Origin of the sequence: Pseudomonas costantinii (genome assembly GCF_001870435.1) — a bacterium.
Taxonomy (GTDB): Bacteria; Pseudomonadota; Gammaproteobacteria; order Pseudomonadales; family Pseudomonadaceae; genus Aquipseudomonas; species Aquipseudomonas costantinii.
Map to the genome: position 1 here is coordinate 1 of NZ_MDDR01000044.1, position 14,915 is coordinate 14,915.

Sequence of the window (14,915 nt, forward strand, 5' to 3'; positions counted from 1 at the left end):
ATCGCGGACATTCTGATTGCCTATCTCAAGCGCAGCGGTTTTCGCACCGCCCACGCGCTCGACGGACGACGCGCCCTGGAAATGCACCACACGCTCAAGCCGGACTTGGTGCTGCTGGATGTGCTGATGCCCCATGTGGACGGCTGGAAAGTGCTGGCCGAAGTGCGCCATCGCGGCAATACGCCAGTGATCATGCTCACGGCGCAGGACCAGGACCTGGACAAACTCATGGGCCTGCGCCTCGGCGCCGACGACTACATCGTCAAGCCATTCAACCCGGCAGAGGTCGTGGCCCGCACCCAAGCAGTGCTCAGGCGCTCCATCGCCAACAACGACCGAACCAGCCTCGCCATGATCCGGGTGGACGCATTTGAAATTGATATCGAAAGCCATGAAGTGACGGTGAACATTGCAGGCAAAAGCGTTGCCTTGGCGCTGACCGTCACGGAGTTCAGGTTGCTGGCCCAGTTGGCCAAGGCGCCGAAAAGGGTGTTCAGCCGCGCCGAACTGCTGGTCCTGTGCTCACCGGAAAGCGATAGCCTGGAGCGTACGGTCGACAGCCATATCAGTAAGTTGCGCCGCAAGATCGAAGACGTAGGGTTGCAGGGCGTACCGACCAGTATCAGGGGTGTTGGCTACCGGTTTGGAAGTGCGTCGTGAGAACGCTCAATGGTTTGAGCCGCCAGATCATGCTGTCCATGTCTGCCGTGGTGTTATGCGTGATCGCGCTGGCGGTGATTGGCTCTTATATTTTTTATGCATTGCTATGGACGTATTGGCCGCTCACCAACGAAGAAGCGGATCAATGGTTACCGTCAAATATCGAATGGGCCTGGATGGGCCTGACCACCTGCGTCAGCCTGGCGGTGGGCTCGGTCGTGGCCTTGAAGTTATCTCGACGAATTCTCATGCCCTTGAACTCCGTGGCCGAGAACCTGCGCAAACTGGCCGACGGCGACCTGGATGTGCAAGCTATCGCTGACGAACAATCCATCGGTGAGGCCGCCATCCTGGTGGACGACTTCAACAGCATGGCCCAACGCTTGAAGCGTATGGCGCAAGAGCAGGCGTTCTGGAATGCGGCGATCGCCCACGAACTGCGCACGCCCCTGACCATCTTGCGCGGGCGCCTGCAAGGGCTGGCCGAAGGCGTATTCGAACCGGACACCGCGCAGTTCTACAGCCTGCTGGGCCAGGTAGAAGGCTTGACGCGCTTGATCGAGGATTTGCGCGTCGTTGGCCTGGCCGACAGCGGCTACCTTGAACTCAACCTGCAAGAAGCCGACCTGGCCGCTGGCATTGAAGACGATGTGAGGTTGTTCGAGCCGAGCCTGGCGGCCGCCGGATTCGTGCTGCAACTGGACCTGCAACGCCGCACGATGCGGTGCGACCCCGCCAGGATCCGCCAGGCCCTGCTAGCCTTACTGGACAATATCCGCAGGCACGCGACACCGGGTAACGTCATCGTCCACTTGAGCACCCGCGATGGCATTAACTACCTGCGCGTGCGGGATGACGGCCCCGGCATCGATGAGGGCTTTGCCACGCATATGTTCGAAGCCTTCCAGCGCGGCGAAAACTCCCGCTCCCGCGCCCAGGGTGGCAGCGGCCTGGGCCTGGCAGTGGTGCGCGCGATTGCGCTCGCCCATGGCGGGGCCGTGACCTGCCGGAAAATGGAAAACGGCGGAACGCTGCTCGAACTCAGCTGGCATGTTTGATTTAACCAGGTACCGCGATGCGCATCTTCTCGTTGATGTTCAAGAGCAACACCCGCTATCGACATTTCGCTTCAGTGGACGCCAACGGCGTTTGTATTGCGTTCAAGACCTGTCACGAAAAACCTGCCAACGGGCACTGGGTGGAAGTTGAACACCTCAATCTGTGCTGGCTGGGAAACGCCCTCCCCAGCCACGCCCGGATTGTTTAGCAAAACCCGTCCTGTCTGTTTTTACGCAACCTCCGTGGCCTAGACCTATGTCAACCGCACGACACTCCCAAGCCAACGCGTACTTATCAACGCTTGAAGACGCGTTAAGGCTGCATACCTTGCGGCTCAAGAAACTGCAGCGATTCTGGATTCCACTGCAACAGCGCGCGCCCAAATGGGTATTGGCGCTGTGGATTATTGGCGTCTGCGTATCGCTGGCAATCCAGTGTTACTCCCATTGGCTGGTGACCGCCCCGCTGATCTGCGGGTTGATCGTGGTGGAAATAATCGTCGACGAGACGCAAATGACGCTGTTACTGCGCGCGGATCAAGCGCGCGACTTGCTCAGGGAGGCTCGGGACAGCTATCGGTACTAGACGGGGCGGACGTACTGAGGGCATGAGGCTTGCAGATTATCGCTAAGCAATCAAAACCAATCCACCAATGGATCCAATACGTCAAAACTTAAAATAAGTGATCGATAATCGCACAAACAATCTAGGTAAATCAGCGTAAAATCTTGACGCTCGGCGAGCAGAACAATTTAATGGATCCATTAAATAAAAATAATCACTCGCCTGGAGAGTCTCCATGTACCCCAAGAACACTTGGTACGTTGCCTGTACGCCTGATGAAATCGCTCAAAAACCTCTGGGTCGGCAGATCTGCGGTGAAAAAATGGCGTTTTATCGTGGCCTGGACGGCAACGTCGTGGCCGTCGAGGACTTCTGCCCCCATCGTGGCGCACCTCTGTCTCTGGGCTATGTCGAAAACGGCAACCTGGTCTGCGGCTACCACGGCCTGGTCATGGGCGGCGACGGCAAGACCGTCGAAATGCCTGGGCAACGGGTGCGTGGCTTTCCGTGCAACAAGACCTTTGCTGCGGTTGAACGCTACGGTTTCATCTGGGTGTGGCCCGGCGATCAAGCCCTGGCTGACCCCGCACTGATCCACCACCTGGAATGGGCGGTGAGTGATCAGTGGGCCTATGGCGGCGGGTTGTTTGACATCCAGTGCGATTACCGCCTGATGATCGACAACCTGATGGACCTGACCCACGAAACCTATGTTCACGCCTCCAGCATCGGTCAGAAAGAAATCGACGAAGCGCCACCCGTGACAACGGTCGAAGGCGACGAAGTGGTCACCGCCCGGCACATGGAAAACATTATGGCCCCGCCGTTCTGGCGCATGGCCCTGCGCGGCAACAACCTCGCCGACGATGTGCCGGTGGACCGCTGGCAGATCTGCCGTTTTACCCCGCCCAGCCATGTGCTGATCGAAGTCGGCGTGGCCCACGCCGGCAGGGGTGGCTACAACGCCGCACCCGAACACAAGGCCGCCAGCATCGTGGTGGACTTCATCACCCCACAAACTGACACCTCGATCTGGTACTTCTGGGGCATGGCGCGCAGCTTCAACCCACAGGACCAGGCACTGACCGCCAGTATTCGCGAAGGCCAGGGGAAGATCTTCAGCGAAGACCTGGAGATGCTCGAACGCCAGCAACAGAACTTGCTCGCCCACCCGACGCGCAACCTGCTCAAGCTCAATATCGATGCTGGCGGCGTGCAGTCACGCAAGATCCTGGAACGGCTGATCGCCAAGGAACGTGCGCTCGAACCGCAACTGATCGCCACGACCAGCGCCTGATAAAGGCGCCCTGCCCCAAACCTTGCGCCGAATAATCAGAAGTGACCGCCCAGTGCGGCAACACTCCGAGGACTGAACATGATTGATGTCGTGGTGGTATCCCGTAACAACGAAGCCCAGGATATTTGCAGCTATGAACTAGCGAGTGTCGATGGCAACCCACTGCCGGCCTTCAGCGCCGGCGCGCACATCGACGTGCACCTGCCGGGTGGGCTGATCCGCCAGTATTCCCTGTGCAACCATCCTGAAGAACGGCACCGTTACCTGATCGGCGTCCTCAAGGACCCAAGCTCCCGGGGCGGCTCGCAAAGCCTGCATGAACACATACGCCAGGGCGACCACCTGAAGGTCAGCGAACCGCGCAACCTGTTCCCACTGGCACACGGTGCCCGACGCAGCCTGCTGTTTGCCGGCGGAATCGGCATCACGCCGATTCTGTGCATGGCCGAGCGCCTTGCCCATGCGGGTGCCGACTTCGAACTGCATTATTGCGCCCGCTCCAGCGAGCGTGCGGCCTTTGTCCAGCGTCTCAAGGCATCATCATTTGCTGAACGGGTATTCCTGCACTTCGATGAGCAACCCGACACCGCCTTGAAGGCCGCCGAGGTCCTGGCCACGCCTGAAGACAACGTGCACCTCTACGTCTGCGGCCCCGGTGGCTTCATGCAGCATGTGCTCGACAGTGCCCGTGGGCTGGGCTGGCAGGAGAGCTGCCTGCATCGCGAATACTTCTCTGCGACGCCGATAGACAGCAGCCTCGACGGAAGCTTTTCGGTCAAGGTCGGCAGCAGCGGCCAGGTATTCGACATACCGGCGGACAAGACAGTGGTCCAGGTCCTGGAAAGCCATGGCATCGAGATTGCCGTGTCTTGCGAACAAGGCATCTGCGGCACGTGCCTGACCCGTGTGCTGGAAGGCGTCCCGGAGCACCGCGACCTGTTTCTCACAGAGCAGGAACAAGCCCTGAACGACCAGTTCACGCCCTGCTGTTCGCGCTCGAAAACCCCGCTGCTGGTGCTCGATATCTGAAACGTGTCATGACGCGGGCAGGATGACCTTCATCCGCTCGTTTTCGGTCGCAGAGCTGAAGATCTCGGCGTAACGCAAGGTCGCGTTGGCGTGCTCACGCATGATCGCTTCGGCACGCGCGCCCTGGCGATTGACCAGGGCATCGAATACCGAATGGTGTTGCATGTGGGCATAGTTGAACCGCCGGTATTCTCGGGCCAGGTCCTCGCGATCCACTGCCAGCGCGGTCACCGACGCGAACGGCAAATGATCATTGCGCGCCAGGGCATCGGCGATGGCCGGGTTGTGGCTGCCGTCGACGATGACCTGATGAAAACGCATGTTGAGATCGTGATACACCTCAAGGTCATCCTCAGTCACATAGCCCTTGGCGAACAGCTGATCACCCTCCACCAGGCAGCGCTCAAGTACGCCGCGCGCCTCATCGGATAAGCCACGTTCAGCGGTTTGACGCGCCGCCAGGCCTTCGAGCACGCCCCGCACTTCGACCGCGCCGGCGATGTCGCTGGCGCTGACCGAACGCACCTGGTATCCCCGCCCACCAAACGGCACCAGCAGACCTTCCTGCTCCAGAGTACGAAACGCCATGCGAACGGGCATGCGTGACACGCCGAAGCGCTGCGCCGTCGGAGTCTCCATCAAGCGCTCCCCCGCCGCCAACTCGCCGCAGGCAATCATTTTGCGCAGTGCAACCAGCACCAATTGACCGGGCTTGCTCATCCAGGCAACTTCCAGAAAACGTAGGCCGCCATAGTACCGCAAGCCTCGCTCCAGAGTCTGGACGCGTCAGACAAACGCCAGCGCCGCGCGCGCACCTTCGATTGCGCCCACGTGCTGCGCCACTCGGGACGGCAAGTAATCGAAAAAGAACCCGGCGCTTTGCAGCTTGCCCGCGCGCAGCGGATCCTCTTCGGGCAGCGTCCTGGAGACCCGCGCCGCCCGCGCCCAGGCCAGGGCCAGCAGCGTCACACCGCACAACTGGAGGAAATCCCCGGCGGCCCGATACGGGTATTCGCGGTCCTCGCAGGCACGTTCTCGAATGTCGTCGACCATGGCCGCCAGCACGTCGCATAGATTGCCCAGCGCAGCGGCAAAACCTGCGCACTCAACCCATTCGCCGCCCTGCCCGGCCTCAGCACGCAGTTCAGTCAGCAGCAGCCCGAAGGCACGGCCCTCGTCCCCCAGGACCTTGCGCAACAACAGGTCATTGGCCTGAATCTCGTTGCTGCCTTCGTAGATCATGGCGATGCGACTGTCACGCAGCGTTTGCTCGATGGCGAACTCGGTGACGTAGCCGTAACCGCCAAAGACCTGTAAGGCATTGCTTGCCTGACGGAACCCCTGCTCGGTGAAAAACGCCTTGATGATCGGCGTCAACAATTGCGCCAGTTGCCCGGCCTGCTGACGCACCTGTGGGGACGGGTCATGCTCGGCCTGATCCAGCAAATGCGCCGCCCAATAGCCGATGGCCCGCATCCCCTCACTGGTGGTGCGCAACTCCAGCAACACGCGGCGCATGGCCGGGTGATAGCAAATCGGGTCAGCCGCCTGGGCCGCCACCTCTTCGGGCCGTGACGGCGCGCGCATTTGCATGCGCTCGGCGGCGTACTGTCGGGCGTTCTGCCAGGCCGCTTCGACATGCCCCAGACCTTGCAGGCCAACATGCAGGCGCGCCGAATTCATCATCACGAACATCGCCGCCAGTCCAGCGTTGGCCTCGCCGACCAGCCAGCCCTGGGCGCCGTCGAACACCAAGGAGCATGTGGCGCTGCCCTTGATGCCCATCTTGTGTTCGATGCCATCACAGCGCACGCCATTAGCCTGGCCATCGTCCAATTGCTTGGGTACCAGGAACAGGGAAATCCCACGACTGCCCGGCGGCGCATCGGGCAAGCGCGCCAGCACCAGATGCAGAATATTGGCGGTGAGGTCGTGCTCGCCACCGGAGATAAACAACTTGCTGCCGCTGAGGCGATAACTGCCGTCCTCCCAGGGTTGCGCGCGACAGCGCAGCAGGCCGATATCGCTGCCCGCCTGAGGTTCAGTCAGGCACATGGTGGGTAAGGTCCGGCCACTGACGATTTCGGGCAGGTAGCTCGCCTGCAGCCAAGGTGCGGCGTGGGTCTTGAGGCACAGGTAGGCGCCGTGGGCGATTCCGGTGTACATGGCCCAGGCGTGATTGCTGGCGTAGAGCATTTCTTGCAGCGCCGCGTCGAGCAGTTGCGGCAAACCTTGCCCACCCAACGCCTCGGCGCACGCCATCGCCGGCCAGCCACCGTCGACATAGGTCCGATACGCCTCGGCAAAACCGTCTGGCGTGCTGACCTGGCCCGCTAACCAGCGGCAGCCTTGACGATCACCGCTGCTGTTCAGGGGCGCCAGCACCTCTTGACTGAAGCGCCCCGCTTCTTCCAGCACCTGGACCGCCAGCGGCATGTCCAACGCCTCGAACGCCGGACTACGGTTCCACGCATCGGGTGCCTGCAGCCAATGCTCAAGCACAAATTGCATGTCGCGCAGGGGCGCCTGATAGCTCCACATGGGAAACCTCATCGGATAAAAAAGGAGTCACTCGCCCCGCTGGACGAGCCGTTGAAACCTCAGGCGCGATACGCCGGGTTCTCGATCAACAACGCCATGCCCTGCCCGCCCCCCACACACGCAGCGGCAATCCCGTAGCGCAGGTTGTGCCGGCGCAATTGCTGGGCCAGGGTCATGACCAGGCGCAGGCCGGTGGCGGCCAATGGATGCCCCACCGCCAGGGAGCCGCCCTGGACGTTGAGTCGGCTAACGTCCAGCTCCAGTTCCTGAGCCACCGCCAGCACCTGGGCGGCCTGGGCTTCGTTGATCTCGAAACGGCCGATGTCTTCCAGGCGCAACCCGCTGCGTTGCAGCAACAAACGGATCGCCGGCGCCGGGCCGATCCCCATTAAGGCTGGATCCACGCCGACCACCGCACTGGCCAGCAGATAAGCCAGCACCGGACGCGTACAGGCCGACGCTCGCCCCACTAACGCCGCCGCCGCGCCATCGACCACCGCGCAACTGTTGCCGGCAGTTTGCACCCCCTCGGCATGCACGGCGCGCAAGCGGGCCAGCGCCGCAAGGTCGGTGGAGCGTGGGTGGCTGTCCTCGGTGACGGCGCCGGCCCGGCGCGCCAGGCTAATGCCCCGGGGCTGATAACCTTCCAGCTCGAACACTTGGTTATCGACCGTCACGATCTCTTCGGCCCATGCCCCTGCACGCTGCGCCTGCAACGCGCGCTGATGGCTGTCGCAGGCGTAGCGGTCCACCGCCTCGCGACTCAGGCCATAACGCCGCGCCAGGTTGTCAGCGGTGGCGATCATGTCCAGGCCTGGGGCCGGGTCGTACAGCGCCTCCCAGAGAAAATCCTTGAACTGTACTTCGCCGCCGAGGCGAAACCCGTCCCTGTGGGTGTAAGCCGCAATGGGGTTGCGCGACATCGATTCACTGGCCACGCACAAGGCCAGTTGCACCTCGTCACGCAGTTGTTCCGCGGCCTGGCGCAACAGCTCGAAACCGGTGGCGCAGATGCGCTGCACCCCCAGCGCCGGGACCGACTGCGCCACACCGCTGTACAACCCGATATGCCGTGGCAGCAAGTAGGCGTCGAAGCTGGCCTGGGCCATGGAGCCGGCCAGTACGCTGTCCACCGCCTGAGGTTCGATGCCGGCGCGCGCCAGCACTTCGCGGCCGACCTTGATGCCCAGGTCGATGGGCGACACCTGGGACAGGGCTCCGCCGAGGTCGACCCAAGGGGTGCGCACCGCGTCGAAAATCGCCACATCGGCAAACGCCGAATATTGCCCGACGCGGTTCAAAGTTTGGGCCCGGCGCGCAGGATCGTCGCGTCTTCACCGCGATACAACGCCTCCACCTTGGCCGCGCGCCATTGCAGTACCGCACGCTGGTTGATCGAACCTTTGTCGGTGATTTCTCCACGGTCAATCGAGGCCGGCTCGTCCAGCAAGGCAATCCATTCCAGGCGACTGGCATTGCCGGTGGCCTCGCGATTGAGCCGCTGCAACCAATCGCCGAACCAGTCGCGCACCGGCGCGCTGGCCAGCACCTCGGCGTCGCTGGCCTCGGGGGGCATGCCAGCCAAGCGGCGGCATTCGTACAGCCTTGGGAACACCAGAGCGCCCAGGCATTCGCGGTCCGGTGCGGCAATGACCAGATCCTGGACATAGGGCGAGCCTTCGAGCACTGCGCGGTTGCGCAACGGACCGACGCTGACAAACACCCCGGAAGACAACTTGAAATCTTCGGCGATTCGCCCGTCGAACATCAGCCCCAGATGCGGCTGGTGCGGGTCGGCGAGCTTGATGGCGTCACCCGAACAGTAGAAGCCTTGCTCGTCGAATACTTCGGCGGTTTGCTGAGGCGCCCGCCAGTACCCCGGCATGATGTGCGGCCCGCGAAAGCGCCCTTCGAACTTGCCGTCCACCGGCACCAGGCGCACCTCACAGCCCGGCGCGGGCAAACCAATGTAACCCGCCATGGACAGCGGTCCGGTGGTGAAGGTGCAGGACGGCGCGGCTTCGGTCATGCCGAGCCCGGCCATCATGCGGATGCGTTCGCCACAGTGCTGCTCGGCCACGCGGTCGAGGCGGTCCCAGACACTTTGCGAGAGGCCGGCGGCGGCGAAGAAAAACAGTTTCATGCGGGCAAAAAAACGCGCTCGCAACTCGCCGTCCTGCTCCAGGGCATTGACCAGTTCTTCCCAGCCCTTGGGCACGGTGAGGTAGGCCGTGGGCGAAACGTCCTTGAGGTTGCGCAAGGTTTCGGCAAAGCCCTGGACCGTAGGCTTGCCTCCGTCGAGGTAAAAGGTGCCGCCGTTGTAGAGCACGATGCCCACATTGTGGCTGCCGCCGAAGGTGTGGTTCCACGGCAGCCAGTCCACCAACACCGGTGGTTCTTCACCGAACACCGGAAAGGTCTGCAGCAGCATCTGCTGGTTGGCACACAGCATGCGCTGGGTGGTGATCACCGCCTTGGGCAACTTGGTCGAGCCCGAAGTGAAGAGAAACTTGGCGATGCTGTCCGGGCCGGTGGCGTTGAACGCCTCGTCGGCCTCGGCGCCACCGGGTGTTTGCAGCAGGCTGGTGAAGCTCACTTGAGTGCGCCCAGGAACGTGGCCGCACACGGTGATCAGCGGTGTCTCGACCGGCAATACGGCGTCGATGGCACGCTGGTACGCTGCCGCATCGCTGACGAACACCAGTCCCGGTTGCAGCAGGTCACACACATGCCGCAGCTTGGCGAAATCCTGGGACAACAACGAATACGCCGGTGATACCGGACAGTAAGGAATACCGGCGTACATGGCGCCGAGGGCCACCTGCAAATGCTCAATGTCGTTGCCCGACAGCAACGCCAGCGGCTTGTCTGCCGACAGCCCGTAACTTAACAGGCCCTGGGCAATCGCCCGCACGCTGTCGAGCATCTGCCCATAACTGACCCGACGCCAGTTGCCATCAGCCTGGCGTGCAGCAATAAACGTCTGCTCGGGACGCACCTGGGCCCAATGCACCAGGCGATCGAGCAAGCGTGTCGGCAACTCGGCCAGTGGTTCCAGGGAACGCATGTGCAGCACGCCGTGTTCTTCAATGACCTCGACCGGCGGATGGCCGATGGACACCTCGCGGTATCGGGGGGCGCAATGCTCAGGCTGAGCGGTGGGTCTGAATTCGGAACTCACGTGTTTTTCCTCCATCAAGGCATGGCGGCGCTCGCCCAGGGCGAATCATCGCGTGGCAGCCAGTGGCTGGCGCCTTGTTATTGTTATTGATGCCCAACCCAGAGCAGCGACAGCGGCTCAGATTGGGTAATGCCGTGGTCCGTTCTGCAAGGTCACCCAGCGCAATTGGGTGAAGTGTTCAATCGAGGCCTTGCCGCCAAAGCTGCCGTAGCCGCTGGACTTGACCCCACCGAAGGGCATCTGCGCCTCGTCATGCACGGTCGGGCCGTTGATATGGCAAATGCCCGACTCCACCCGTTGCGCCAGGGCCAGCGCACGCCCGGTGTCGCGACTGAAGATCGCCGCCGACAGGCCGAACTCGGAGTCGTTGGCCAGGCGCAGCAGCTCCTCATCACCGTCACCGCGCAGCAGCACTGCCACCGGGCCGAAGGACTCTTCGCGGTACAAGCGCATGCTCTCGGTGATGCCATCGATCAGGGTCGGCTGCAGGATGCTGCCGTCCAACTGACCGCCCACCACCAGCCGCGCGCCCTTGGCCAAGGCATCGTCGATCAGGGCCTTGATGCGCGTACCGGCACTGGCGTCCACCAGCGATCCCAGGACCGAATCCGCCGCCGTGGGATCCCCTGCGCGCAGGGTCGCGACCTTGGCGGTCAGCTTGGCGATAAATACGCCAGCTACCTTGGCATCGACGATCAAGCGCTCGGTGGACATGCAAATCTGCCCTTGGTTGAAGTAGGCGCCAAACGCCGCCGCCGCCACCGCAGCGTCCAGGTCGGCGTCGTCCAGCACCAGCAACGGCGCCTTGCCGCCCAACTCCAACAGAGCAGGCTTTAGGTGACGCGCCGAGAGTTCACCGACAATCCGCCCGACATGGGTCGAACCGGTGAAGTTGACCCGCCGCACCGCCGGGTTAGCGATCAGCCGTTCGACGATGGCCGCCGCATCCGCCGGGGCGTTACTGATGACATTCACCACGCCATCGCCAAGGCCCGCGTCCTGCAGCACCTGGCCGATCAGGCGGTGCACTGCCGGGCTTAATTCGGAGGCTTTGAGCACCACGGTATTGCCGCAGGCCAGAGGCATGGCGATGGCGCGGGTGGCGAGGACCACCGGGGCATTCCAGGGCGCGATGCCCAGCACCACGCCGCAAGGCTGACGCAGGGCCATGGCGAAGCTGCCGGGCACATCGGAGGGGATCACGTCACCCGTGATCTGGGTGGTCATCGACGCGGCTTCGCGCAGTATGTTGGCCGCCAAGCGGACGTTGAAGCCATACCAGTTAGCCATGGCGCCGGTTTCGCCGGCGGCGGCGATGAATTCGGCACTACGCGCCTGCAATTGCTCGGCCGCCTTGAGCAAACGGGTACGACGTTCGTTGGGCGCCAGCGCGGCCCAACCAGGGAATGCAGCCTGGGCCGCCGCCACGGCGGCGTCGGCATCTTCCAGCGTTGCGGCGGCAACCCGCGAGACCACTTCACCGGTCACCGGGTTGCGGCGTTCGAAGGTTCGACCGTCGCGGGCGGGGCACGACTGGCCGCCGATCAACAGGGGCACGTCCAGCATGGTGATTCCTCTTTCTCTTTATTGTCTTTATCGGGAATGCAGCGCAGCGGTGTAACAGTAGCGCCGGCAGACAACAGCGAACAGCGGGATGCGCCCGCTATCCGCTTGCGTGCTTCAGCGTTTGTAAGCCTGAAGGCCGGGTTTGATGCTCTTGTCGTCGAGGAACTGCTTCATGCCCTGCTCGCGACCGCCTTCGGTGTCGAGCAAACGCGACTGGTCGAGTTTGGCGTAGAGGTAATCCTCATTCTGTTCCCAAGTCAGTTCGCGGCAACGTTTGAAACCATGCTTGGCCGCACGCAGCACCACCGGGTTTTTCTCCAGCAGGTTGCGCGCCAGTTCGATAGTGACTTCACGCAATTGGGCCAGCGGCACGCTCTCGTTGACCAGGCCCATCTCGGCGGCTTTTTGTCCACCGAAGGTCTTGCCGGTCATGATGTAGTACAGCGATTGTCGATGGCCCACGGTGTCGGCCATCGCCTTGCTCACCAGGTTGCCCGGTGGAATGCCCCAGTTGATTTCCGAGAGGCCAAAGGTCGCTTCGTCGGCGCAGATCGCCAGGTCACACGCCACCAGCGGGCTGAAGCCACCGCCGAAGCACCAGCCATTGACCATGGCAATGGTCGGCTTGGCGTACATGCGCAGCAGTTTCCATTGCCATTGCGAGGCTTCGCGGCGGATTTTTTCCTGGAGGATTTCCGGGCCGGCATCCACTTCGCGAAAGTATTCCTTGAGGTCCATGCCGGCGGTCCAGGCCTCACCCGCACCGGTCAGTACCAGTACACCGGCGTCAGGATCCTGCTCGAGGGTTTCCAGCACGTCGATCATTTCCCGGTTGAGGGTCGGGCTCATGGCATTGCGTTTTTCCGGGCGGTTAAGAATGACCCAGGCAATGCCTTCCTCGATCTCAACCTTGACGGTGGTCCAGCGGCCTTCGTAATTGCTCATGACGGTGCTCTCTTGTTCTGTGTTTGAAGATGGTTCGAAATTAAACCGCAAATATAGTTATGTCAATTAACTATTAATCTGAATAACCAATATTTTCATTGTGTAAAACCCCCGTTAATCGGCTTCTGTAAAAAGCCGACATAGCCATGGCTCGCCAACCACGGCAAACTAGATAGTCTTCTTAACCTCCACCCTTGAGGATTGCACTGCCAATGGCCAAGCCTTCCAACATCGCCGACGCCAGCCAGGCCCTGCCCGACAACGCCGAGGCGCGGGCGCCGCTGGATTCGGCCCTGGACGACCTGATCGGGTATGCCATGCGTCGCGCCCAGCTCAAGCTGTTCCAGAACCTGATTGGCCGCCTCTCGGACCATGACTTGCGCCCTGCGCAGTTCTCGGCCCTGGCGATCATCGACCAGAACCCGGGCCTCATGCAGGCCGACCTGGCTCGCGCCTTGGCGATCGAGCCGCCCCAGGTGGTGCCTTTGCTGAACAAGCTGGAAAGCCGCGCCCTCGCGGTGCGGGTACGCTGCAAGCCGGACAAGCGCTCCTACGGGATTTTCCTCAGCAAGACCGGCGAGACCCTGCTCAAGGAACTCAAGGACATCGCCGCGCAAAGCGACCTCGACTCCACCGCCGCCCTGGACGGCCAGGAGCGTGCAGAGCTGCTGCGCTTGCTGAAGAAGGTGTATCAGGACTGATTGCCGCGCAAAGCGCGGTGCTTACCAGATCGCCACGGTGTAGAGCACCAGGAAGCGGGTCTGGTTTTCATCACGAAAGGCCGCGCCACCCGGAAAGTCATTACGGTAGATCGATTTGCGCGCCATCAGCCCGAGGTTCTTCAAGGGGCCGCTCTGGATCACGTAGCCCAGCTCCATCTGGAACTCGCGCTCCTTGCGATCCTCGGCATTGAAAGCCGCCAACTCGATATTGTCGCCGCGCACATACCGCAACCGGCTCTTCAAGCCCGGCAACCCGGATGCCGCAAAGTCGTAGTCGTAGATGGCTTGCCAGGTGCGCTCCTTGGCATTGAGAAAGTCCGAACTCATGGTCAGCTCGCTCATGCCCATCAGCTCTGTCCCCGAGATATAGGGCGTCGCCGTCTCCCCGCTGGAATGCATATAGCCAAGGCTGAAACGGTGCCCGCCCAGGCGGTAGCCGAACAATGCCGAGAGGTTGCGGTTGTCCACCTTCCCGGCCTTGGCGCTGCCATCCTCGCGGCTGAAGAAACTGCGCAGATCGCTGGTCAGCACACCATCGCCCAATGGCAGGTTGTGCAGCAACGCGAAGGTGTCTTGCTGGTAAAGGTCTGCCACTTCTGAGTGATAGACACGCAGGCTGAGGTCTTTATTGACCTGGTAATCCCCCCCCACGTAAGCCAGGTGCGAGGTGGTGGCCGTCGGGTTGAAACGCCGGTTGGGCGAAGCAATGGTCATTGCCTCGTAGTTGGTGGAGTCGCGTTTGTTGATGCGATCGATATAGCCGGTATTAAGGGTCAGGCCATCGATGTCCTTGGAGCTGAGGGTGGTACCGCGAAACGTTTGCGGCAGCAGGCGCGACGGGCTGGCAAAGGCGAACGGCAGGAAGATCGACACGTCACCAGTCTTCACGGTGGTTTGTGCAAACCGCAGCTTGGCGGTCGGCGCCAGCCGCGAGTACTCATCGGCGGCGCGCTTGGTGCTGGCAGACACCGGCAACAGCTCGGTGCCGCTGCGGTCCGGCGAAGAGTCGAGTTTGACCCCCATCAGCCCTCGCACATCCAGGCCAAAACCCAGCGGGCCTGGGGTATATCCCGACTCCATATTGAAGATGAACGCCTGCGCCCATTCCCGCGCAGCGGTCTTCGCACCGTCGTCCTTGTAGTCACGATCCAGGTAGTAATTGCGCAGGGTCAAGGTGCCGTGGCTGTCGTCGATAAAGCCCGCCGCCCACAGCGGGGTGGGCAAAACGCTTAAGGCCAGCAACGCCATGACCAAGCGTGGATTGCTGTTCGACACACAGGAAACTGACGCCGCGGCAACGGCATCCGAAGGGAGTTCTGGCATGCTCTATGTCCATTTTTTGTTGTTGTTT

Annotated in this window: 13 protein-coding genes; 6 read left to right on the plus strand and 7 right to left on the minus strand. The window is 62.0% G+C overall.

The genetic code is table 11. The annotated features are described in order from the left end of the window. The 5 genes from BFL40_RS25755 to BFL40_RS25780 all read left to right on the plus strand — a co-directional run. Positions 1 to 660: response regulator (locus BFL40_RS25755; RefSeq protein ID WP_071486573.1), on the plus strand; the 660-nt coding region annotated here is incomplete at its 5' end. Then, positions 657 to 1,718, plus strand: a complete 1,062-nt coding sequence (locus BFL40_RS25760) for an ATP-binding protein (RefSeq protein WP_071486574.1) — start codon at positions 657 to 659, stop codon at positions 1,716 to 1,718. The genes BFL40_RS25755 and BFL40_RS25760, both read left to right, overlap by 4 nt. Positions 1,719 to 1,974: 256 nt before the next feature. After that, positions 1,975 to 2,304: a hypothetical protein gene (locus tag BFL40_RS25770; RefSeq protein ID WP_071486576.1), complete on the plus strand. Its 330-nt coding sequence runs from the start codon at positions 1,975 to 1,977 to the stop codon at positions 2,302 to 2,304. Between the two features lie 214 nt (positions 2,305 to 2,518). Beyond that, complete coding sequence (locus tag BFL40_RS25775) at positions 2,519 to 3,580, plus strand: Rieske 2Fe-2S domain-containing protein (RefSeq protein WP_071486577.1); 1,062 nt, start codon at positions 2,519 to 2,521, stop codon at positions 3,578 to 3,580. Positions 3,581 to 3,658: 78 nt separating this feature from the next. Beyond that, the gene (locus tag BFL40_RS25780) at positions 3,659 to 4,609 is read left to right on the plus strand and encodes a PDR/VanB family oxidoreductase (protein WP_071486578.1); all 951 of its coding nucleotides are present in this window, start codon (positions 3,659 to 3,661) and stop codon (positions 4,607 to 4,609) included. Positions 4,610 to 4,615: 6 nt separating this feature from the next. On the opposite strand, the gene BFL40_RS25785 is transcribed toward BFL40_RS25780, so the two are convergent. The 6 genes from BFL40_RS25785 to BFL40_RS25810 all read right to left on the minus strand — a co-directional run bounded on the left by BFL40_RS25785 (position 4,616) and on the right by BFL40_RS25810 (position 12,842). Next, on the minus strand, positions 4,616 to 5,329 hold the full coding sequence (locus tag BFL40_RS25785; RefSeq protein ID WP_071486579.1) for a GntR family transcriptional regulator: 714 nt from the start codon (positions 5,327 to 5,329) through the stop codon (positions 4,616 to 4,618). A 66-nt stretch (positions 5,330 to 5,395) separates the two neighbouring features. Beyond that, positions 5,396 to 7,150 carry an acyl-CoA dehydrogenase family protein gene (locus BFL40_RS25790; protein ID WP_071486580.1) on the minus strand — a complete coding sequence of 585 codons (1,755 nt, stop codon included), beginning with the start codon at positions 7,148 to 7,150 and terminating at the stop codon, positions 5,396 to 5,398. Positions 7,151 to 7,209: 59 nt separating this feature from the next. Further along, positions 7,210 to 8,451 (minus strand): thiolase family protein, encoded by a 1,242-nt coding sequence (locus BFL40_RS25795; RefSeq protein WP_071486581.1) that lies wholly within the window; start codon positions 8,449 to 8,451, stop codon positions 7,210 to 7,212. After that, positions 8,448 to 10,331 (minus strand): feruloyl-CoA synthase, encoded by a 1,884-nt coding sequence (locus BFL40_RS25800; RefSeq protein ID WP_071486582.1) that lies wholly within the window; start codon positions 10,329 to 10,331, stop codon positions 8,448 to 8,450. Before BFL40_RS25800 ends, BFL40_RS25795 begins: the two co-directional genes overlap by 4 nt. Positions 10,332 to 10,448: 117 nt before the next feature. After that, on the minus strand, positions 10,449 to 11,897 hold the full coding sequence (locus BFL40_RS25805) for an aldehyde dehydrogenase (RefSeq protein WP_071486583.1): 1,449 nt from the start codon (positions 11,895 to 11,897) through the stop codon (positions 10,449 to 10,451). A gap of 114 nt (positions 11,898 to 12,011) precedes the next feature. Further along, complete coding sequence (locus BFL40_RS25810) at positions 12,012 to 12,842, minus strand: p-hydroxycinnamoyl CoA hydratase/lyase (RefSeq protein ID WP_007895816.1); 831 nt, start codon at positions 12,840 to 12,842, stop codon at positions 12,012 to 12,014. A gap of 212 nt (positions 12,843 to 13,054) precedes the next feature. Between BFL40_RS25810 and BFL40_RS25815 the strand changes: the two genes are divergently transcribed. Beyond that, positions 13,055 to 13,543, plus strand: a complete 489-nt coding sequence (locus BFL40_RS25815; RefSeq protein WP_071486584.1) for a MarR family winged helix-turn-helix transcriptional regulator — start codon at positions 13,055 to 13,057, stop codon at positions 13,541 to 13,543. A gap of 21 nt (positions 13,544 to 13,564) precedes the next feature. Here BFL40_RS25815 and BFL40_RS25820 read toward each other — a convergent pair whose 3' ends face one another. Then, positions 13,565 to 14,887, minus strand: a complete 1,323-nt coding sequence (locus tag BFL40_RS25820; protein WP_071486585.1) for an OprD family porin — start codon at positions 14,885 to 14,887, stop codon at positions 13,565 to 13,567. Positions 14,888 to 14,915 lie beyond the last annotated feature (28 nt).

Excerpts from the sequence above, each read along its gene's own strand:
- BFL40_RS25815 (WP_071486584.1), top strand. The coding sequence starts at position 13,055 with ATGGCCAAGCCTTCCAACATCGCCGACGCCAGCCAGGCCCTGCCCGAC.
- BFL40_RS25790 (WP_071486580.1), bottom strand. The coding sequence starts at position 7,150 with ATGTGGAGCTATCAGGCGCCCCTGCGCGACATGCAATTTGTGCTTGAG.
- BFL40_RS25785 (WP_071486579.1), bottom strand. The coding sequence starts at position 5,329 with ATGAGCAAGCCCGGTCAATTGGTGCTGGTTGCACTGCGCAAAATGATT.
- BFL40_RS25780 (WP_071486578.1), top strand. The coding sequence starts at position 3,659 with ATGATTGATGTCGTGGTGGTATCCCGTAACAACGAAGCCCAGGATATT.
- BFL40_RS25820 (WP_071486585.1), bottom strand. The coding sequence starts at position 14,887 with ATGCCAGAACTCCCTTCGGATGCCGTTGCCGCGGCGTCAGTTTCCTGT.
- BFL40_RS25805 (WP_071486583.1), bottom strand. The coding sequence starts at position 11,897 with ATGCTGGACGTGCCCCTGTTGATCGGCGGCCAGTCGTGCCCCGCCCGC.
- BFL40_RS25770 (WP_071486576.1), top strand. The coding sequence starts at position 1,975 with ATGTCAACCGCACGACACTCCCAAGCCAACGCGTACTTATCAACGCTT.
- BFL40_RS25775 (WP_071486577.1), top strand. The coding sequence starts at position 2,519 with ATGTACCCCAAGAACACTTGGTACGTTGCCTGTACGCCTGATGAAATC.
- BFL40_RS25810 (WP_007895816.1), bottom strand. The coding sequence starts at position 12,842 with ATGAGCAATTACGAAGGCCGCTGGACCACCGTCAAGGTTGAGATCGAG.